This is a genomic window from Bacillus sp. FSL W8-0770 (genome assembly GCF_038008705.1).
GTDB lineage: Bacteria > Bacillota > Bacilli > Bacillales > Bacillaceae_G > Bacillus_A > Bacillus_A cereus.
The window spans coordinates 473,273-494,182 of sequence record NZ_JBBOZR010000002.1; the positions used below are offsets into that span (position 1 = coordinate 473,273).

Sequence of the window (20,910 nt, forward strand, 5' to 3'; positions counted from 1 at the left end):
TTTAATAATCCAAACGTGATTACATTAATTCATTCTATTTTACATCTATTATATTAGAAAATTGTAGTTTTATCCTATTATAAAAAGCATCCGTACATATAACAGCTCTATTTGAAGGATCGATATCAACAACGGTCATATAACTAGTGAGTAAATAACCATCATCATAATATGTAATCATTATTTCCTCTTCAGATACTAAGGAACATAATAGCATGTTTTCAATTCGTTCTTTTTCCTCAGTTGTTAAGATCGGACGGGTTACTTTGTTTTGTTCCTTAATCATTTCACGTATCCCATCAAATTGAGATGTTAATGCAGCGAACGGAGTCCACTTGACCATTCTTCTTCCTTTTGGCATATTAGCGTTATTCATGATTTGTGTCCCCCAATTAGTGTATTTCTGTATCTAGCTGTGGCGCTATGCGTGTAGGAAATTCCCCGCAATATACTGTTCTTCCCAAACTTTGTGCGTATTTCATCCATTACTTTTGTTAATTTTACTTCTTGTTCCCGCTGCGTTATGTTATCAAAAAGAGAAATTTGTTCTTCTCCTTCTTGAAGGAGGTTTGTTAAGGATATGTTTATGCTGCGAATGGGTTCTCCAGTATATTGCTGATGTAAAAAGTATGTACAGATCTTATAAATATCCATTGTTAGGTTAGTTGGACGACTTAAAGTATGTGTTTTTCTAATACCACCGTTATAAGTCTTGCTATAACCGACTGAAAAATGAACGGTTTGAGCAAGCTTATTTTGTCTTCTAAGCCGATAACAAACTTCTTCAATATGTTCCAGTAGAACAATTGAAAATTCTCCTATTGTGTAATCGCGCATGAGTATTTGGCTTTTCCCAACAGAAGTTGTGGCAGGAACATATTTTTCTGAAATGCGACTAAAGTCAATTCCGTAGCTATGTAAGTGTAATTCTTCTCCAATCTTACCGAGGCTCTGTTTTAAGTATTTAAGAGGGTAATTGGCTAAGTCTCCTATAGAATGTATTCCTTTTCGATTCAACTTTTCTTCCGTTTTGTACGAAATGCCCCAAAATTTATTGAGCGGTCGTATGCTCCATAATTTTGTTGGGACATCTTCATATTTCCAATAAGCGATGCCGTTTTGATTCTTCTTTGCTTCAATATCTAAAGCTACTTTGCTCATTAAAGGGTTAGGGCCAATTCCTATTGTGCATTCGATCCGTGTTTTCGCATATATTTCATTTTTAAATTTCAATGCGAATTCATAGGGATCGTTAGCAAATAAATGAATACTATCCGTAATATCCATGAAGAACTCGTCGATGGAATATTGGTGAAAATCCTCAATAGGAACGTACTGTAAAGCTAGCTTTGTTATGTAATTGGAGCAATTTATGTAAGTACCCATAATTGGATTGACAACAAGAATGTCTTTTCTGCGAGGAATCTCGTATAATCTGGCCATCCTTTTTACACCTAATGCTTTTAATGGTGAAGTGGCAGCTAGAACAATTGAACCGTTTCTATTTACATCACCGACTACTGCCAATTTTGTATACATAGGATCTAACCCCATTTTGATGCAACTTACTGAAGCGTAAAAGCTTCGTAAATCCACACATAAGATGATTCTATTCGGTAAGATAGAATAGTCATACACTGTTATTCCTCCTTAAATAAAAAAGAACGTTTGTTCTTATTATATACGAACTTGTGTTCTTTTATAAAGGTTTTTTTGTTTGAAAATATTTTTTTGCATAAAGAAAAGACACTCGTATACGAGTGTCTTTCAGATATTCTGTAAATCATGTAATTCAAAATAGCCTAAATCTCTAATATACAAGTCTTTTGTTCGAATGGTTTGTAGGCTTGTTGAAACAAAGGTTTTATCATTTTCTCTTCCTTCTCCTACATAAACGTGCAGGAAATTCCCACTCAATAAGTCATACTCTAATTGAATTTTAACTCCTGCTGTATGGATACTTCCCCCCGCGCCTTGATAATGTAAAGAAAACTTATCTGGAAACTGAAATGTTGTAGACTCTAGACTCTAGAATCCGAATGTGCTTAAAGGTCGTGGTGTATTGATGAATTATTTCTTGTGTTGAATGAATTCTTTGAGTTAGAAGGTTAGCTAGAACTTGTTCAAGAAACTTGTACTGCGGAAGCATTAAATCGTTGGTTAAGCCCTTCATGGCTGATAAGAACAACTGTAGATACTTCAAGACAGCTACATAATTGTGTGAGTGATGTACTTACAACCTGTAGGTTAAGCCTTACATATAAAGCAACTAATTCCTTTACTTGATATTTACTCTTTCGATGAACAAATCCCATTTCTTTAGCTAAGTGCTCTAGAACATAGGAACACATATGTCGTTGTAATTCTTCAGCAATTAGTTGAAGTTCTTCAAGAATCGGAAAATCCATAATAAAACTCCATCTTTTCCTATAATTCTACAGAAAGATTAGTATATTTTTTCATTTTAGGAAGGGACCTTGTTTTGTTAGGTTGATATGGATAGGACGGGACCTCCTTCTAGTTTTGGATACTCATTTGCTTTATCTATTGTAAATAATTTTGAGTCTGATGGATCTCTTATTCTTGGCGTAAAATTAAATCCTAATAAATGAGTAAATCCGAAAATCTATTTTGTGTAACCGACTGTGTCTATATACAGCAATATGACTTTACTTGGTGTAATAGGTATGATAGGCTCGTTATTCAGAAAAGATTCCAATTGAAAAAAAGCACATCCATAGAGGAGGATTGGTAACCATGAGTGATAAAGTACTTATTGTGGAAGATGAACGCGAAATTGCGGATTTGGTTGAGCTATATTTGAAAAACGAGAATTATACGGTTTTCAAATACTATACCGCCAAAGAAGCATTGGAATGTATAGATAAGAATGTGCTTGACCTTGCAATATTGGATATCATGCTTCCCGACGTAAGTGGTCTCACTATCTGTCAAAAAATAAGGGACAAGCACACCTATCCAATTATCATGTTGACGGCGAAAGATACGGAAGTAGATAAAATTACAGGCCTAACAATTGGTGCGGACGATTATATTACAAAACCCTTTCGCCCACTAGAGTTAATTGCGCGAGTCAAGGCGCAGTTACGCCGATATAAAAAATACAATGGAGTAACGGCACAGAACGAGAATGTTATCGTTCACTCTGGTCTTGTCATTAATATAAGCACGCATGAGTGTTCTCTGAACGAGAAGCCGCTATCTCTCACTCCCACCGAGTTTTCAATCCTGCGTATCCTCTGTGAAAACAAGGGGAATGTGGTTAGCTCTGAGCAGCTGTTTCATGAGATATGGGGTGACGAATATTTCAGCAAGAGCAATAACACTATCACCGTGCATATCCGACATCTGCGAGAAAAGATGAATGACACGGTTGATAATCCGAAGTATATAAAAACGGTATGGGGGATCGGCTATAAAATTGAAAAATAAAAATAAGAATAAAAAAATCGATTATTCAAAATTAAAACGAAAACTCTACCAATATATCCTTACGATTGTCATGGCAGCAGTTGTATTTGTGCTGTTTGTGCGTCTATTTATCCAAGGGACACTGGGGGAGTGGATCGTACGTTTTTTGGAAAACAGTTATCATTTAGAGCGTTGGGACGCAATGATAATATATCAGTATACTATACGGAACAATATAGAAATTTTTATTTATGTGGCGGTTGCCATTAGTATTCTGATTCTATGCCGAGTTATGCTTTTAAAATTTGTAAAATACTTTGAAGAGATAAATAACGGTATTGATATACTTATTCAGAACGAAGATAAACAAATTGAGCTTTCTGCGGAAATGGAGTTCATGGAACAGAAGCTCAACACATTAAAGCGAACCCTTGAAAAGCGAGAGCATGATGCAAAGGTGGCCGAACAAAGGAAAAATGAAGTTGTTATGTACTTGGCACACGATATTAAAACGCCTCTTACATCAGTTATCGGTTATCTGATCCTGCTTGACGAGGCACCAGACATGCCAAGAGAGCAAAAGGCAAAGTACGTGCATATCACGTTAGACAAAGCGTATCGCCTGGAACAGCTAATCGACGAGTTTTTTGAGATTACGCGATATAACCTTCAAACGATTACGCTCACGAAAAAGCACATAGACCTATACTATATGCTAGTGCAAATGACTGATGAATTTTATCCCCAGCTTGCTGCGAAGGGGAAACAGGTGGTACTCCATGCTTCTGAAGATTTGACCGTATTTGGTGACCCTGATAAGCTAGCGAGGGTCTTTAACAATATTTTGAAAAACGCCGCTGCATACAGCGAAGACGACAGCGTTATTGACATTACGGCAGGTCTCTCCGAGGATGTGGTATCCATCGTTTTCGAGAACGTCGGAAACATCCCGAAAGATAAACTCGCTACCATATTTGAAAAGTTCTACAGATTGGATGATGCCCGTTCTTCTGATACGGGCGGCGCGGGACTTGGATTGGCGATTGCAAAAGAAATCATTGTTCAGCATGGCGGACAAATTTACGCGGAAAGTAATGATAACTCTACGACGTTCACGGTAGAGCTTCCAGCCTTCCAAGGCTTGGTTGATAAAGGGAATTCTTAGAAAATAATCATTGTTTCTTAAGAAAATCTTAAGGTCATCTCTACTTTTTCTTAGGAAATTAACAATTTAATATTAAAAAATGGCTCGTTCTTATGCGGTAGACTTAAACCATAAGAACGAGCTTTTTTGTTTCGTCAAAGAAAGATATGATAATTTATGCGTGATTAAAATAGCTCACATGTTTAGAGAAAGAGTGACATAAATATTTTTTTCCTTTTAGCGAATTGTGTCAAATGAGCAATCGGCTGTTTTGGATGTTCCTCAACACACCACTGAACAGAGTATACACATCTAGATATAGCATCGCTTTGCAGAAAGTAATCGTTAAGAGTTTCATATCCGAAATCTTCAGCGTTTGAATCAGCGTGACATTATCATCAAGTCATTTACCTAAGGAGTAAGCTGAAAATGAAGAAGTGGTGTTTTTTTATTGTTATTTTTCTTAGGTTTTGCTTTCATGAATAAAGCACTGTTTTTTCAGAATAAAGTAGAGGTTCAAAAATATGATCAAAATTACAAAGATAACATAGATAATACAGGGACTACCTCAATTATTCAAAAGAAAGAGATTGAAAGAACACATCTATCAAGGGAATCTGCTCTTAATTAACAGTAAATATCCTATGCGCCAAGAGAGTGTGAAATCAGATAGCGTAAATTTATCTAAACATAATGAATTGATAAACAGATACGGGTTGCTTAATACAAATATTTATTTATCAAAAGAAATAGTAAAAAAATTTTCAGAGATAATTAATAATGTTGTAAAGGAAGGCGTTAATCAATTGTTAATTAATAGTGGTTAATGTGACTTTGATGAGCAAAGTGGAGTTTACCATGAGATGGGGGCTGATTATGCCTTACCAGCAGGTTATAGTGAACATAGTTCAGGTTTATCACTTGATATAGGATCAGGCTTAACGCAAATGGACTGAGCACTTGAAGGGAAGTGGACAGAAAAAAATGCTTGGAAATACGGCTTTATCTTACGCTATCCCTCGGATAAAACGGATGTTACAGGTATTCAATATGAACCTTGGCATATTCGCTATGCCGGTTTGTCTCACAGTACGATTATGCAAAAAATGAATTTAGCCTTGGAAGAATACCTGGATTATTTAAAAGAAGAAGAGAGCATTTCAGCAAGTATTGAGGGGGGAAAATATACGATGTCATATTATCCCTTTTTTCAAAGCAAGACAATTGACGTTGAAATACCATTGAACGAATTTTGTGAAATACCTGTAAAAGATATGGGTGGGGTGATTATGACCACCCGTTCTTGAATTATATTCTAAAATGACAAAGTTATAGATTACAATGTAAAGTTAGGAGATTTTAAATGCATTCAGGAGTTTTGATTAATTATTTATATACTTATTTTTTTACTATTATTTTTTGTATAATGTTTCAAATTGGATTTTATTTTAGAACGAAAAAAAATATATCTATTCAGCATTTTCTATGGGTGTATGTTTTTCTATTCTACCTTTCACTAGTGTATAAGGTGACGCAGATAGGGACTATATGGGACATAGGTAGATACGAAACATTAATTCGTGCAAATCAAATTAACTTGATTCCATTTGCTTCTGAAGGTATGACTACTTATGTCTTAAACATTTTACTGTTTATGCCATTAGGTTTTTTATTGCCGACTATTTGGCCGCAGTTTAGAAGAATGAAAAGTACTGCCTATGCTGGATTCGGTTTTTCATTGGCTATTGAGTTAGGTCAATTGCTAGATAATAGAATTACAGATATTGATGATTTATCTATGAACACCCTGGGAGCAATTATTGGGTATTTATTATATAGAGTATTATTCAAAATGTTATATAAAAGAGATGAAAAAAAGATTGATAATAATATTTCTCTAGTAATAAAATACGAGGCTATTTTTTATTTGGTTTGCTCATTTGTAGGTATGATGTTAATTTATTATCCAGTTTTATTTAGACGGCCTCTAATCCTTCAATAAGGTAATTAAGATGCTGTTAGATAATTATATACATATAGTAAATTGATTCTTAAATAATAGGATATTACAAATACTCATTTATATTAAATTCTCATAGAAATTTTTCAAAACTACTCTTATTGAAGGTTGGGTGGTTATTGAATTGATTTCTATTGCTCCCGTTTTATATCATAGTACCAGCCTTTAATTAACAATTATATCCATTGCGAAAAAATAAGATAGGCTTTAATATTTACCAGTATTTAAATGCTGAAAATTGTTTAAGGCATTTCAACCAAAATTTAAGAGGAGCATACAATGAACAAACTAAAAAGGTTATTGAAACGTAAAACGACTTGGATAATCCTTATCCTATTCGTATTTGTTTATGTGAATAACAGTTCTTTTTTTGCTAAGAGGGACGATGGAACTCCTCTTCTTCTTGCTCACCGAGGACTTTCGCAAACATTTAGCATGGAAGAGATTGAGAGCGATACATGTACAGCAGAACGTATAAATAAACCTGAACATTCTTATTTAGAAAATACAATCCCATCTATGGAAGCGGCATTTAAAGCTGGAGCTGATCTAGTAGAGTTTGATGTTCAACCAACTAAAGATAATAATTTTGTTATTTTTCATGACTGGACGCTTGATTGCCGTACTAATGGTAAAGGCGTTACAAGAGATTTTACAACAAAAGAATTACAAGCACTTGATATTGGTTACGGTTATACAGCTGATGGAGGTAAAACATTCCCGTTTCGTGGTAAAGGGATTAATCTTATGCCAACACTTGATGAAGTACTTAACCATTTTCCAGATCGTTCTTTTCTTATTCATATTAAAAGTGATGATAAAAATGAAGGAATCCAATTGGCTGCTCACCTTAAGAAATTACCAGCGAAACGCCTTGATCAACTAACTATATATGGTGGCGATAAACCAATTGCTGCGATAAAAGAGCGCATCCCTAGTTTACGAACAATGTCAAAAGCGACCATGAAAAAAGATCTTATTACTTATATGGTATTAGGGTGGACTGGCTACATACCTTCAAGCCTGAAGCATGGAGAGTTACATATACCAGACAAAGTAGCTCCTTGGCTTTGGGGATGGCCAAATCGTTTTCTTAATCGAATGGATAAAGCAGATACTCGAGTTATCGTTGTAGGAGGAAATGGGTTTGGATTTTCAAGTGGATTTGACTCATCTGAAGATATAAAACGCCTTCCTGACGATTATACAGGTGGAATTTGGACAAATCAAATTGATAAAGTAGCACCTTTATTTAAGAAATAAGGGGAAATATAACAATCGAAGTTTTTCATCTGTTTAACCATCTATATTTTAAAAGAAGACTTATTATTAATGTTGAAGTTTTATATACTGGAAAATGCCCTTAATTTCCTATACATAATGGAAATCAGGGGTGTTTTTGGATAAGTGGGACTTACTTTATTTATATTCAAACAGAAGTACAAAAACTATCAAAGAATAAACCGCTAGGTGTATAAACTGAGCTGATGCAGATAAGTAAATTTTTCGTTTGGGGGTACCTTCAAGATCTTAAGCTTGATGGTGATGGGGTGGCACCACATCGCTATCAAGTTTAAATTTTATAATGCCCCCAAAACGAAAAATTTGTGTCATTTATAGAAAGAAGTTCATTTTTATCGTTTTGGGGATACTTCAAAATATTAAGTTACTGGTGGTGCTAGCCCTAAATAAATCCTAGATACTAGTACTGATTAGTCTGTTTATTTTGCTTAACCAATACAGGGAATCATATTAACTCAAGCCCTCTATACTTCTCGACAAAATATATAATATCCTCCACGAGCCATTCGTACATCTGTACTATACAATGTATCTTCTAAATAAAAAGTAATCGGTTTTGTTTTACTTTCAAACCTTAATTTCTCCTTAGACTGTATAGCATAGGTTTCAACAGCTGAACAAATTGTTTTAGGAGATGGATAATGAAGAGAATCATCTAGTTCAATATAAAAGGTTTTTCTTAATAGTTTTTTTAAAAATCTTTGCTTTTTCATCCTAATCTACTCCCCCTTCACCCTTAATATAAATCAATATTCTGAATCATCCATATTATACCATAAAATAACCCCCTGTTTTTGAGTATAAGTACTGGCAGGGGATTTGGTTAGCCTCCAGGAACTTAAAGTAATTAAATCTAGAAAAGTGGATTACTTGGATTGATAGAAATGGGGTCCCGCAAATCGCTATTAAGCTAAAAAACAAAATACCCCATAAAATGAAAAAAAACGCTATCCTTTCTATAGAATCATAGGAAAGGATGGCGTTTTTGTATGTCTATTTCTGTATCTGATGAATTACAGCTATTTGCTCAAGAGATTCAACGTTTTTTATCTCCAAATATTTTACGAGACCTTGCTAGAGATGTTGGTTTTGTGCAACGAGCTAGTAAGTACCAAGCAAAAGATTTAATCGCTTTATGTGTATGGATGAGTCAAAATATCGCTACGACTTCATTAACTCAGTTATCTAGCCGTTTAGAAGCATCAACAAAAGTGCTCATCAGTCCTGAAGGACTAAATCAACGATTTAATAAAGCAGCCGTTCAATTTTTACAACATATATTAGCTGAACTACTAAACCAAAAACTAGCCTGATCTATGCCGATTTCTTCTCCATATACTCCTATTTTCAAACGTATTCGTATTTTAGATTCAACTGCATTTCAACTCCCAGATCCTTTTTCATCTGTTTATCCGGGTGCAGGAGGTTGCAGTCATACAGCGGGGGTGAAGATTCAGCTTGAGTATGATTTATTAAGTGGACAATTCCTTTATATTCATACAGGACCAGGTAAACAACATGATCGAACCTACGGTTCCCTGTGTGTCCCAACTGTAACAGCGAATGATTTATGTATCCGAGATTTAGGCTATTTTCATTTGAAAGATCTTCAACATATACAAGATAAAAAGGCTTATTATATCTCACGTATCAAATCGAATACACGTATTTATCAAAAAAATCCTAATCCTGATTATTTTCAAGATGGCAGAATTAAGAAAGGTACAGAGTATATCCAGATAGATATGGAGGTTTTAATGAACACTCTTCAGCCTGGACAAACATGCGAAATATCCAACGCTTATGTAGGAATGACTGATAAGGTCCCAACTCGTGTGATTGTTCATCGACTAACAAAAGAACAACAACAAAAACGATTACACGATCAAACTGTAAGAGAAAAAAAGAAAGGAATGAAGTATTCCGCTCGTAGTAAACGACTTAGCGGTATCAATGTATATATGACAAATACCCCTATAGATATTGTCCCGATGGGACAAGTACATGATTGGTATTCTTTACGTTGGCAAATCGAGATTTTATTTAAAACGTGGAAATCATTCTTTCATATTCATCATTGTAAAAAGATAAAACGAGAACGATTAGAATGCCATTTGTATGGACAACTGATTGCCATTCTACTCTGTTCTTCTACCATGTTTCAAATGCGGCAATTACTTCTTATGAAAAAGAAAAAAGAATTGAGTGAATATAAGGCTATCTATATGATTAAAGATTACTTTCTTCTTCTTTTCCAAGCTATACAGAAAGACACCCAAGAGCTATCAAAGGTTCTCCTTCGTCTGTTTAACCTCCTACAGCAAAACGGGCGAAAATCTCATCGGTACGAAAAGAAAACAGTCTTTGATATATTAGGTGTCGTTTACAATTGTACCATGTCTGATAATCAAGCGGCTTAATTCAAAAAAATGAAACCCGTCAGGGTTTATTTCATATGCAAATCTTTAAATTCCCTACACAAAAAAAAAAAACAACCTCTACTATAATTGACGTTGTATTTTCTTAGCTTGATAGCGATGGGGTGGCACCATCAAAACGAGAATTATGTAAATAAGTAATGAGTTTTTCAACTAAAACATTTATCAATCAAATTCGACTTTAGGGCTTATATACTTTGGATTAATAAGGCATTCATCCAATTTTATATGGACAATTATCTAAAACCTTTACAGTTAAATATAATGTCACTGACTGCGAAGTTGTATCCATAATTAATATTAAGATGATTAATATAGACTAGAAAAAGAGTATTGGAGAGATGCTTATGTATTATAACCCAAATAACTATAATCCAAATAACTATAATCCAAATAACTATAATCCAAATAGTTATAGCCCAAATAATTATAATTCAAGTAATTACGATCCGGATTCTTATGAAAATATAGATGTTAGACAAGGTACAGTTCAATTTTTTGAACATATAAATGCAACTGGTTCGTCATTTAATGTAAATCTAGGAAGTGATGTAGAATACGTTGGAGATGTGTGGAATGATAAAATTTCTTCTGTAAGATGCCCGCCTAGGTCTCTAGTAGCCTTGTATGAGCACAGAGGCTTTAAAGGTAGAGTCGTTCTACTGATAACTAGAGGTAACAATTCACGTGTCGTTAATCTTCACACACATTTAGATTTTAATGATCAACTTTCATCGATTCGAACTTTCCAAATTTGCTAAAAGAGCCCCAGATTACCCGCTACTAAAATATGTTAAATAACCAGAGTTATCAATTGTATAATAGTTTAACCTATTAAAGATGTGATTTAGTTTTCTTTTGAATGTAACAATTAATCTTGATGAATATTATATACATGTATAGTTAACATAACGTCCTATTATCAGTAGCAATAGTAAAGGAGGAACCCTACTCTCATAAGGGCCCCCCTTTTTTGTGCTATGGGTCTATGCATTTTTCTATACATTACTACCCTGACAAGGTTTTAGGGTCCTCTTTTGTTCGTGAATTAGTAGAAAAACTGTATAATATCTTGCATACTCTTAGCGTGGTTATTTTTCAAAATGCTGGTGATACCCCTCATTGTATTTAGAGTAAAAATTTTTAAATATAGCAGAAATGATAATGAAGTATCTATCTCTAACTTGCTAACTAAAAATTTTCAATACAATTAATGTAGTAGAAGCAATGGAGAAATAGGTTATTAAATATTCTACATTTTATAGACTTGCTAAATAGCATAAAGAAGTAAAAAAAGGGAAACCTAACGAATAATTAAGGATGATTCAGGGGGTACCAAATGGGGCATAAAACAGAAGTAACAATTGGGGATTATGTTCAATTTTTATACCGTAAAAATCCTAATTTAGAATTAACCGGATATGTAGTCAGTGTTCTACAGAATACAATTGTTGTAGATATTACAGAGATAATGGGATTTGAAGTAGATGATGTTAGGCAAGTAGTAAAACACGGTTACTATAATAAAGTGAATCAAAGGCAAATAAAAAATAATGTTTCAAAAAAATGCTCCTAGATCAATCTAGGAGCATTTTTTTGATGAAGTTACTGGATTTCTTACGATGATAAATACCAGCCGTTAAAGAGTAACATATTCATTTAGAAAAAGCACTATCATGGATTCTTTTATATGACAACCGACGTTCATCTCCACCTAAAATTGGTGTTTCACACCTTCACATTTTTGAGGAAGGAGTCTTCTGTCTGAAAATGATAAAAAAGTCCTTAACAATTTGTTAAGGACTGCGGAATAGAACCGCAATTTGGGCTGACACCCAATCAGTTTGTAGAAAATAAATTGCGATTATAATAGCAATTGCATTCCCAAAAGCAATATTTCAAATGGATTGTAGCATACCTGTAACTAGATTGGTATCAATAAAATATGGATTGGATTACAAATAGTGGTTTTGAATATTAGAAAGAGTTTAAAAGTTAATTACTTCTCATGAAGAAAAAACCTTAAGAAAACTTGTAACGATAAATTTTTTAGAGGAAGGGTGGATTTTTAATTATAAATTCACATAATTTTCAAATATTAAAACTCTGGATGTTAATATTTGTTATATAATGAAATCAAGCCGTAATCAATATGGTTTCCCCGTTATGAATAATGAGATAATTTATGTGTCCCGTGTATTCGCTTTAAAACAAAAAGAACTTGTAGTGATTTCTACAAGTTCTTTTTGTTTTTCTTATTGTATTAGAAAAAAGCCCTTGAAATATAGCAGAAATAATAATGAAGTTTTTATTTCTCGTTTGCTAACTAAAATTTTGTATTTTAACAGGTTTCATTAATAAAAATATTTTAGACTATAGAATGAATCATTAGAGAGATAAAAAATAAGGAAAAAGGGAAGAACCACCAATATTCTTTCCTTTTTCCTACAATTAGGGTCTCTATATTAATGAATATAGAAGATTATAAAATGTTGGATGTAACAGTTTACATTCAAAATTATAGCAGGAGCGACAGGTATTTTTTATGCAATATTGCATAAAAAATTATGATTTATCAAATATACATGTCTAATGAGAAACACAAAAACTCTATATAGGATGAATTTAATCCTTACAGTTTCTTTATAGTAAATTAAAAACGGCAAAAAACAAAAAGGTTAATTTTATCAATACGAGTTTTTTCTTTTACATATTAAAATGGAAGTACCCTTTCAATGTATACTGACCCCTTCACAAATCGTGAAGGGATTTTTTTATTTAATAAATGAGTTTTACAAAACATATAGAATGTTAAACTGATAAAACCCATTAATCTCAGTATGTGTACATGAGATCAATGGGTTTTTATTAATATGTGTTCGAAGATGTGGGAAGTATTTTGTGTGTCTATAAACGTTAGTTTAAAATTTTACAGATGTCTGTATATTCTATGAACATTTGGATATGTACGAGTTTCCAGTAAAGATCAAAATGAAGAACGACAAATTCGAAATATGAAAGATTTAGGGATAGAAGATCGAGATATTTTTATCGATAAACAATCTGATAGAAATATTCAACGCGAAAATTATCAAATGTTAAAACGTCTTGCTCGTACAGGTGATACCATTGTATTTGATTCTTTAACTAGACTAGGAAGGAGCATGAATGATGTCCTAGAGGAATTCAGATACTATGAAAAGCATAAGATTAATTTACAATTTATAAAAGAACCATTCATTAATGTAAATTACACAGGTAAGAGTACAAATGATGTTATTCAAAGTGCTATTCAGAAAGCAACTCTTACCATTTTATCTGCTTTTGCAGAAAAAGAACGGCATGATATTAAACAGCGACAAGTGGAGGGTATTGCTCTAGCTAAAAGGCAAGGTAAGCGGTTAGGACGTCCTCCAGTAGAAATTACAGCCGAATTTATTGAAGCCTATAAAGAATGGAAGTCTGGTGGCATTACAGCAGTAGGAGTCATGAAGAAATATGGTATCAAACGTTCTTCGTTTTACAAACTTGCTAAGCAGTATGAAGAAACAAAACATAAAAATCTACTGAATGATTAATTATAATTTAGGAGGTTATTATATGAAACATACAGCAAAAGTAAAAATTGGTGATTGCGTTCAATTTTCTTATCGTAAGAATCCTTCCTTGCAATTAACTGGATATGTGATAGGAGTTTTAACGAATTTCCGGAAAGAATTCTCCTTCCTCAAGCGTGTGAAGGGCGTAGCCCAACGGTAGGTGGCAGATGAATTTCGTTTTGGCGTAGCCAAAAGGTTTTCCTTTTTATTTTGCCTCTGATATAATCAGTCTTATAAATTATAAGGGCTGGTATATAAATGAAATTAGATAGTAATAACCATTCAGTATTCTTGTTATATTATCACCTTGTGTTGGTCGTGAAATACAGAAGAAATGTGTTTGATGATGATATGTCAGACTATGCAAAAGATATGTTTGTTCGACTATCTGAAAACTATAACATCACGTTAGTTGAATGGAATCATGATGTAGACCACGTTCATATTTTGTTCAAGGCACACCCTAATACAGAAATGACAAAATTCATCAATGCTTATAAAAGTGCAAGTTCTCGACTTATTAAAAGAGATTTTCCACAAGTGAAAAAGAAACTTTGGAAAGAGATGTTTTGGTCAAGAAGTTTTTGCTTGCTAACTACTGGTGGTTCGCCAATAGACGTAGTAAAAACATATATTGAAAATCAAAGTGAAAAGTGAGGTGAAATGATATGACAAAGCAGAATAAAGCATATAAATTCCGTTTGTATCCAACAGAAGACCAAGCACATCTTATGCGTAAAACTTTCGGTTGTGTACGTTTCGTGTATAACAGAATGTTAGCTGAACGGAAAGAAGCGTATGAAAAACATAAAGATGATAAGGATCAACTAAAGAAACAAAAGCTTCCCACTCCTGCGAAATACAAAGCAGAATTTGAGTGGTTAAAAGAAGTGGATTCATTAGCTTTGGCAAATGCTCAACTAAACTTGCAAACTGCCTATAAAAATTTCTTTCGTGGTCAAAATGACTTCCCAACATTCAAAAGCAAAAAAGACAGAAAGTCTTATACAACGAATGTAGTGAACGGAAATATTATGTTGCTTAACGGTCATATCAAATTGCCAAAACTGAAAATGGTACGTATCAAACAGCATAGAGAAATACCACAAGACCATATAATCAAGTCATGTACGATTTCTATGACACCTACTGGTAAATACTATGTGTCCATTTTGACTGAATACGAAAAAGAGATCGTACAAAAAGAAGTAGAAACAGTTGTTGGATTAGACTTTGCGATGGAACAATTATACGTCAGTTCTGAGGATGAGAGAGCCAATTATCCTAAGTTCTATCGTGAAATGTTAGACCGATTAGCAAAGGCGCAACGAGTATTATCAAGACGTACAAAAGGTTCTATTCGTTGGAATAAACAACGTATCCGTGTAGCTAAGTTACATGAAAAAGTAACGAATCAACGTAAGAACTTCCTTCATCATAAGTCTAAAGAGTTAGCTACTCATTTTGATGTTGTAGCTATTGAAGATCTAAATATGAAAGGAATGTCGCAAGCACTTCATTTTGGAAAAAGTGTCGCTGACAATGGGTGGGGTATGTTCACTTCTTTTTTAGCTTATAAACTACATGAACAAGGCAAACAACTTGTGAAAATAGACAAATGGTTTCCTTCCACAAAAACATGTAGCAGTTGTGGAAATGTGAAAAATATGTCATTGTCTGAGCGAGTCTATTCTTGTATATGCGGTGTAAATCTCGATAGAGATTATAACGCAGCTATCAATATCAAAAATGAAGCAATACGCCTATTGGCGTTAGCATAGATAGCAATAAAATAACCCTTGGAACAAGGGAGTTAGCTCGGCTGTCTTAGGACGAATTCGTTAGCTACCAAAAGTAACGACTAACCGAGAAGCCCCCACTTCAAACAGTCCGTTAGGGCGTTAAGTGGCGGGTAGTTCACCGAATACCATTGTTGTAGAGGTTTCAGATATGATGGAAGAGGAGTTAATTGATGCTAGACAGGTAGTAAAGCATGGGCGTTATCATAAGATAGCCCGTAAACAAGTAAAAAGTAAAGTTTCATGAAAAACGCTCTTAAAGAAATCTAGAAGCAACTTTTCAAATGTCATATACTGTCTTGAATACATTTGTGTATTGGCATTTTTGTTCGTATTTTGTATACTAAATGTGAGTTTCCTTACAGTAGGCAATCTTTCAATTTCTATGACAGCCAACTAATCTGTTAATTATGTATGGTAGCAAATAAGCTCTTATGTCCACAGATATAAGAGCTCATTTGTATATGAATCACTCTTTTATGTACAATGAAAGAAAAACATCATATGAGATGGGAAGAGGAAAACCCATGTCCAACCAACAATTAGTGAATTTACGCATTGATTTTGCTTTTTAACAATTATTTGGTACAAGTGGAAATGAGGATATTCTCATTGCTTTTTTAAATGCTATATTACAGGATTCTTTGGAATCGCCCATTGTTTCGTTACAATTAGAAGATCCACACTTGCACCGAGAATACGAAGAGGATAAATTATCGATTTTAGATATTTCCGCTACATTAGATACAGGAACAAAGGTAAATGTAGAAATACAGTTGAATAACAATCATGACATGATTAAGAGAAGTTTATAGTACTGGGGAAGGCTATATACATCCAAATTACAAAAGGGAATGCCATATAGTTCTCTTCATAAAACCATTACGATTAATTTATTAAACTTTGTGATGTTTCCAGAATATGAAGCATTTCATACAATAGGAATCCTATGGAATCAACAGCAACAAAAGAAGTTAAGTGATGATATTGAAATTCATATAGTGGAAATTCCAAAATTAATGCAACAGTGGCGTAATGAACAAGTAAATCCTTGGGAAGATTCGTTTGTTCGCTGGTTGTTACTGCTTCCAGCGAATGAAGATGAACGATTAACCCAGACATTGGGGGATATTGCGATGAACCAAGACCCGATTTTACAAAAATCTATGAACAAATGGGAACGTATGAGTCAAGATTCTTCTTTCCGACAAGCGTATGAAGTAAGGGAGAAAGCGTTGATGGATGAAGCTGCAAAGTTTGCTCATGCTCGTAATGAAGGAAAAAAAGAAGGGATTCAGCAAGGGAAAATACAAATAATTAACGGTATGCATGAACTAGGTGTACCAATTGAAACAATTGCTAAAGCAAGCAAGTTAAGTGTTGATGAGGTTGAACGTATTCTAGAAAAAAAGAATTAGTAAAAAAAGAAACGAAGTCAAATTGACTTCGTTTCTTTTTTATATGACTTTTTATTAGAGCAAAGTAACGATTATTACTTTTAGGGGGCTCGTCACATACCCACCAAGCTAAAATTTTGAAGTGCCCCCAAAACAAAAAAATTATTGTTTTACCGTGATTTATGAGAAGTCAACTCATTTTCTTTGTTTTGGGGAGCTACCAATTTCTTAAGTTGATGGCAATGGGGGTACTATCCTTTATTAAGGTTAATTTAAGTCTTTTGGAGATTAATTCTTTAAATTAGTTTAAGTACTTGCTATTATTTAGGGAAAATAAAGGGGGAGAAAATATACGATGAACATACGTAGAGCGACAGTAGAAGATGCAAGAGAAATAGTTGTGATAAAACAAAAGATTGTTGAAACTACAAACTTTTTTCTTCGATCACCTGAAGAGCCGCAAGAAAAGGCAGAAGATTATCAAAAAAAGATACAAACAGGACAAGAAAATGGAGGATTAACATTAGTAGTAGAATTTAATGATCAAGTCATCGGTTTTTTATCTTTTTCTAGATCTTCCTATATACGTTTACACCATGCCGGTTCATTTGGAATGGGGATCAAACCAGAATTTGGTAATGCGGGTATTGGAACAAAGTTACTATCCTATTTTATTGAATGGGCAAAACAACAAGAAGGATTAGAAAAGATATGTCTGGATGTATTTTCAAACAACAAACGGGCAATAAATTTATACAAGAGATTAGGATTTAGAGAAGAAGGTAGGCAAATAAACCAAATTAGGTTCAAAGATGGTACGTATGCTGACATTATATTAATGGCACTTTATATAAAAATACCGAGTAAACTCGCATACTAAGGGTGAGAAATTACTTGCAGTTTGCGTAATTTATATTATATCCCAAAACCATGTATCCACAAAGTTATGTAATATCCATCCGAAATCATATTTTTTCACCAAATTGAGGTTTATCATAGGAGTCACGTCATATGTCTGTCAACTTGGATTAGTACCAACGTTGATATAATAAGGGAGAATGTAAATATTTTAAACAGTAGAGTTTTGCCTTCCAGAATTTTTTTATGGAGTTACTTCAAAATCTTAGCTTGTTAACGATATGTTGATTCCTAATACCTGCATAATATTTAGTCATATTTCCTTATCTATATTAATTTCTTGAGAAACATTGCAACAGAATCGTTCTATGAATTAGATATATCATTTTTGTAACATAAGCGGTCATAGAATAGTACGGTAAAGATTAGGGTTAATGTTAAAGCATTCAATAGTTATACTGATAAGGAGGAAACTAATGAAAAAACTAACTTTTAACGATTTGAACTCGCCGGAAACTATGCGTAATCCCATTATGTTCTATAAAAACCTCATGGAGCAACAAGAGCGTTTCTTTCGCATTGATGACTTTTATGGCATGGGAGGGGCATGGGTTGCATTTCACTATGATGATGTGGTTGCAATTTTGAAAGATTCCCGTTTTATCAAAGATTTACGAAAATTCACATCGCCTCGTGATAAGCAGAATCCTATTGAGGAGAATACAGCAGTGAGTAAACTATTTGAATGGCTTATGAATATGCCGAATATGCTTACGGTAGATCCCCCTGATCATACTCGCCTACGTCGGCTAGTCTCTAAATCCTTCACACCACGTATGATTGAGGACCTTCGTCCTCGTATTCAGCAAATTGCCGACGAATTGTTGGATGTTGTACAGGAACAAGGAAAGATGGAAATTATTGCAGACTTTGCTTACCCACTACCCATTATAGTCATTTCAGAGATGCTTGGGATTCCCACCAATGATCGAAATCAGTTTCGCGCATGGACACAAGAACTGATGAACGCCTCAGTGGATCCTGGTCAAGGGACTGCAGTGACAGCAACACTTGAAAAGTTTATTAATTATATTGAAGTATTGTTTAACGAAAAACGCCTAAATCCTAGTGATGATTTAATAAGCGCGCTAGTTCAAGCAAAAGAACAAGAAGACAAGTTGAGTAAGAACGAGCTTCTTTCGACAATTTGGCTGCTCATTATCGCTGGACATGAAACGACAGTTAATCTAATTAGTAATGGCGTACTAGCGTTACTTCAACATCCTGAACAAATGAATTTACTAGGGCAAAATCCTTCTCTGCTGCCTTCCGCTGTCGACGAACTATTACGCTATGCTGGCCCAATTATGTTTAGTAGCCGTTTTGCTAGTGAAGATGTGACAATACATGGAAATAGGATTCGTAAAGGCGAATTAGTTCTACTCTCCCTGACTGCTGCAAATATTGATCCAAACATATTTCCTTATCCAGAGGAATTGAATATTTCACGGGAGGAGAATAACCATTTAGCCTTTGGGGCTGGTATACATCACTGTTTAGGAGCTTCGTTGGCGCGTTTAGAAGGACAAATTGCATTAGGCACTTTGTTAAAGCGGCTACCTAATCTTCGTCTAGCAATCGAAGCGGATCAATTGATTTATAACCATAGTAAAATTCGTTCCCTTGCAAAACTACCAGTTATTTTCTAACCTAAGGTCCGACATTAGTATCCATGGTGATTAAATTATTTATAGTTTTGGAATAAAGGTTGATTAAAAGTGCCTTATAAAACTTGATTTTAGTTAAAGATATCGCCACATTGTTATAAAACTAAAACTTTATAGTACCCCAAAACGATAAAATTAGCATCTCCAGGTGAAAATGTATAATTTTTTGTTTTGGGTATATTTAAATTTGTTAAGTTGATGGGCATGGGGGCTCGCCACACATCCATCAACTTAAGAAAACAAATCAGCCCTAAAACGAAAAAATGAGCTTTTTTATTACAAATTAGCAAAAAATCTTGTTCTGGGGTAGTTGTATTTTTTTAGCTTGATAGCGGTGTGGTGCTACCCCTACGAGTGTTTTTCAGATATTCTGCTTGTGGGAGCAGCAATTCTAACACCAATCAGCAATAAGAGGGCATAGATATATATCCTCTAACTATTGATTAAAGGCGATGGATAACTTGCAATTTGTTAAGACAACCTATGGAAATGCTGCGAGCCAAACAGAGTTAGCGAAATTAGGAAAATGTTTAAAAGCATTAAGAATTGCTAGGGATACAATAGGCGAGGCGCGTAGTGAATTATCCACTTACGAATAATTATCATAAAAACCAATTAGTATTACATAACATCCTCAGAAGTATATATGAAGTTTAGCGTTTTCTTTATAGTTAAGGAAACAGTAATCTCAAAGATTTCAATTCTAATGTTTGGTACATGCAAGAGGATAGCAAGGAATGGAAGGTAGGAAAGATCAACGCTGTTGAATACATGGACAAGGCTGGTATGAAGAAAGCGACATTTTACAAGAGAATGAGGGAATACGAGGAAATAAAATCCTTAAAACGATATAAAAAGATGTTTTGATTTTAGTGTTTGATATTGCAACCACAGTCATTAGATAGGATATAGTTGTCTGTGTAGCAACGGAACCAAAACTTACATTAAGTATTAGCGAATATTCATTTCATATATTAGTGGATATAAAAGACCGATTTTGAGTGTTATGATGTCCGCTAATGATACTTATAGGACATTGTGAAATCAAAAAACGAGAAGCGTGCGGTCAAAAATCATTTGTGTACCCAAAAATCTATATAATTTTAGTCATTTTCGCCGTTTTTAATGTCCGCTAATGCTTTATAGCGTGATTTGGTTCCATGTGTTACACAAAGGCTTAATTGTAGTATTGCA

At 34.0% G+C, this 20,910-nt stretch carries 16 protein-coding genes and 6 pseudogenes; 17 read left to right on the plus strand and 5 right to left on the minus strand.

What is annotated here, in order from left to right; genetic code table 11:
* Positions 1 to 34 precede the first annotated feature (34 nt).
* The 4 genes and pseudogenes from NST27_RS28965 to NST27_RS29705 all read right to left on the minus strand — a co-directional run bounded on the left by NST27_RS28965 (position 35) and on the right by NST27_RS29705 (position 2,626).
* Positions 35 to 376, minus strand: a complete 342-nt coding sequence (locus tag NST27_RS28965; RefSeq protein ID WP_061661764.1) for a YolD-like family protein — start codon at positions 374 to 376, stop codon at positions 35 to 37.
* On the minus strand, positions 373 to 1,638 hold the full coding sequence (locus NST27_RS28970) for a Y-family DNA polymerase (protein WP_061661765.1): 1,266 nt from the start codon (positions 1,636 to 1,638) through the stop codon (positions 373 to 375). Before NST27_RS28970 ends, NST27_RS28965 begins: the two co-directional genes overlap by 4 nt.
* A gap of 132 nt (positions 1,639 to 1,770) precedes the next feature.
* Positions 1,771 to 2,408, minus strand: a pseudogene (locus tag NST27_RS29700) (IS4 family transposase); the annotation flags it as partial.
* A gap of 77 nt (positions 2,409 to 2,485) precedes the next feature.
* On the minus strand, positions 2,486 to 2,626 hold the full coding sequence (locus NST27_RS29705; protein WP_130067921.1) for a Tn3 family transposase: 141 nt from the start codon (positions 2,624 to 2,626) through the stop codon (positions 2,486 to 2,488).
* A gap of 131 nt (positions 2,627 to 2,757) precedes the next feature.
* On the opposite strand from NST27_RS29705, the gene vanR-A reads away from it, so the two are divergent.
* From vanR-A to NST27_RS29010, 5 genes and pseudogenes are all read left to right on the plus strand, one after another.
* Positions 2,758 to 3,453, plus strand: coding sequence for a vancomycin resistance response regulator transcription factor VanR-A (gene vanR-A / locus NST27_RS28990; protein ID WP_001281108.1), 696 nt, complete (start codon positions 2,758 to 2,760; stop codon positions 3,451 to 3,453).
* Complete coding sequence (gene vanS, locus NST27_RS28995) at positions 3,443 to 4,597, plus strand: vancomycin resistance histidine kinase VanS (protein ID WP_061661695.1); 1,155 nt, start codon at positions 3,443 to 3,445, stop codon at positions 4,595 to 4,597. Before vanR-A ends, vanS begins: the two co-directional genes overlap by 11 nt.
* Before the next feature lie 457 nt (positions 4,598 to 5,054).
* Positions 5,055 to 5,883, plus strand: a pseudogene (vanY, locus tag NST27_RS29000) (VanY-A/VanY-F/VanY-M family D-Ala-D-Ala carboxypeptidase).
* Between the two features lie 56 nt (positions 5,884 to 5,939).
* Entirely contained in the window at positions 5,940 to 6,578 is a 639-nt protein-coding gene (locus NST27_RS29005; RefSeq protein WP_061661697.1) for a VanZ family protein, read from the plus strand.
* Positions 6,579 to 6,875: 297 nt separating this feature from the next.
* A complete protein-coding gene (locus tag NST27_RS29010) occupies positions 6,876 to 7,859 on the plus strand; it encodes a glycerophosphodiester phosphodiesterase family protein (protein WP_061661699.1) in 984 nt (327 codons plus the stop codon).
* 503 nt (positions 7,860 to 8,362) lie between these two features.
* Here NST27_RS29010 and NST27_RS29015 read toward each other — a convergent pair.
* Positions 8,363 to 8,617, minus strand: coding sequence for a DUF4318 domain-containing protein (locus tag NST27_RS29015; RefSeq protein ID WP_138920191.1), 255 nt, complete (start codon positions 8,615 to 8,617; stop codon positions 8,363 to 8,365).
* Between the two features lie 270 nt (positions 8,618 to 8,887).
* On the opposite strand from NST27_RS29015, the pseudogene NST27_RS29020 reads away from it, so the two are divergent.
* The 12 genes and pseudogenes from NST27_RS29020 (at position 8,888) to NST27_RS29075 (ending at position 20,315) form a co-directional block, all read left to right on the plus strand.
* Positions 8,888 to 10,318, plus strand: a pseudogene (locus NST27_RS29020) (IS4 family transposase).
* Between the two features lie 365 nt (positions 10,319 to 10,683).
* On the plus strand, positions 10,684 to 11,097 hold the full coding sequence (locus NST27_RS29025) for a beta/gamma crystallin domain-containing protein (RefSeq protein WP_061661701.1): 414 nt from the start codon (positions 10,684 to 10,686) through the stop codon (positions 11,095 to 11,097).
* Positions 11,098 to 11,675: 578 nt separating this feature from the next.
* Complete coding sequence (locus NST27_RS29030) at positions 11,676 to 11,912, plus strand: DUF2187 family protein (RefSeq protein WP_000509912.1); 237 nt, start codon at positions 11,676 to 11,678, stop codon at positions 11,910 to 11,912.
* Between the two features lie 1,381 nt (positions 11,913 to 13,293).
* A pseudogene (locus NST27_RS29035) lies at positions 13,294 to 13,914 on the plus strand (recombinase family protein); the annotation flags it as partial.
* Positions 13,915 to 13,936: 22 nt separating this feature from the next.
* Positions 13,937 to 14,041: pseudogene (locus NST27_RS29040) on the plus strand (DUF2187 domain-containing protein); the annotation flags it as partial.
* 152 nt (positions 14,042 to 14,193) lie between these two features.
* Complete coding sequence (gene tnpA / locus NST27_RS29045) at positions 14,194 to 14,592, plus strand: IS200/IS605-like element ISBth16 family transposase (protein WP_000762752.1); 399 nt, start codon at positions 14,194 to 14,196, stop codon at positions 14,590 to 14,592.
* An 11-nt stretch (positions 14,593 to 14,603) separates the two neighbouring features.
* Positions 14,604 to 15,716, plus strand: coding sequence for an RNA-guided endonuclease TnpB family protein (locus tag NST27_RS29050; protein WP_000166224.1), 1,113 nt, complete (start codon positions 14,604 to 14,606; stop codon positions 15,714 to 15,716).
* A 124-nt stretch (positions 15,717 to 15,840) separates the two neighbouring features.
* Complete coding sequence (locus tag NST27_RS29055) at positions 15,841 to 15,981, plus strand: hypothetical protein (protein WP_001988281.1); 141 nt, start codon at positions 15,841 to 15,843, stop codon at positions 15,979 to 15,981.
* Between the two features lie 280 nt (positions 15,982 to 16,261).
* Positions 16,262 to 17,152, plus strand: a pseudogene (locus tag NST27_RS29060) (Rpn family recombination-promoting nuclease/putative transposase).
* 334 nt (positions 17,153 to 17,486) lie between these two features.
* Positions 17,487 to 18,011, plus strand: coding sequence for a GNAT family N-acetyltransferase (locus NST27_RS29065; protein WP_061662048.1), 525 nt, complete (start codon positions 17,487 to 17,489; stop codon positions 18,009 to 18,011).
* A gap of 454 nt (positions 18,012 to 18,465) precedes the next feature.
* Positions 18,466 to 19,698 (plus strand): cytochrome P450 family protein, encoded by a 1,233-nt coding sequence (locus NST27_RS29070; protein WP_061662047.1) that lies wholly within the window; start codon positions 18,466 to 18,468, stop codon positions 19,696 to 19,698.
* A gap of 479 nt (positions 19,699 to 20,177) precedes the next feature.
* The gene (locus NST27_RS29075) at positions 20,178 to 20,315 is read left to right on the plus strand and encodes a hypothetical protein (protein WP_161494515.1); all 138 of its coding nucleotides are present in this window, start codon (positions 20,178 to 20,180) and stop codon (positions 20,313 to 20,315) included.
* The last annotated feature ends 595 nt before the right edge of the window (positions 20,316 to 20,910 follow it).

Bases quoted from the DNA above. Each gene is read 5' to 3' on its own strand.
- NST27_RS28965 (WP_061661764.1), bottom strand. From the start codon at position 376: ATGAATAACGCTAATATGCCAAAAGGAAGAAGAATGGTCAAGTGGACT.
- NST27_RS29065 (WP_061662048.1), top strand. From the start codon at position 17,487: ATGAACATACGTAGAGCGACAGTAGAAGATGCAAGAGAAATAGTTGTG.
- NST27_RS29030 (WP_000509912.1), top strand. From the start codon at position 11,676: ATGGGGCATAAAACAGAAGTAACAATTGGGGATTATGTTCAATTTTTA.
- NST27_RS29025 (WP_061661701.1), top strand. From the start codon at position 10,684: ATGTATTATAACCCAAATAACTATAATCCAAATAACTATAATCCAAAT.
- NST27_RS29005 (WP_061661697.1), top strand. From the start codon at position 5,940: ATGCATTCAGGAGTTTTGATTAATTATTTATATACTTATTTTTTTACT.
- tnpA (WP_000762752.1), top strand. From the start codon at position 14,194: ATGAAATTAGATAGTAATAACCATTCAGTATTCTTGTTATATTATCAC.
- NST27_RS29010 (WP_061661699.1), top strand. From the start codon at position 6,876: ATGAACAAACTAAAAAGGTTATTGAAACGTAAAACGACTTGGATAATC.
- NST27_RS29050 (WP_000166224.1), top strand. From the start codon at position 14,604: ATGACAAAGCAGAATAAAGCATATAAATTCCGTTTGTATCCAACAGAA.
- vanR-A (WP_001281108.1), top strand. From the start codon at position 2,758: ATGAGTGATAAAGTACTTATTGTGGAAGATGAACGCGAAATTGCGGAT.
- NST27_RS29070 (WP_061662047.1), top strand. From the start codon at position 18,466: ATGAAAAAACTAACTTTTAACGATTTGAACTCGCCGGAAACTATGCGT.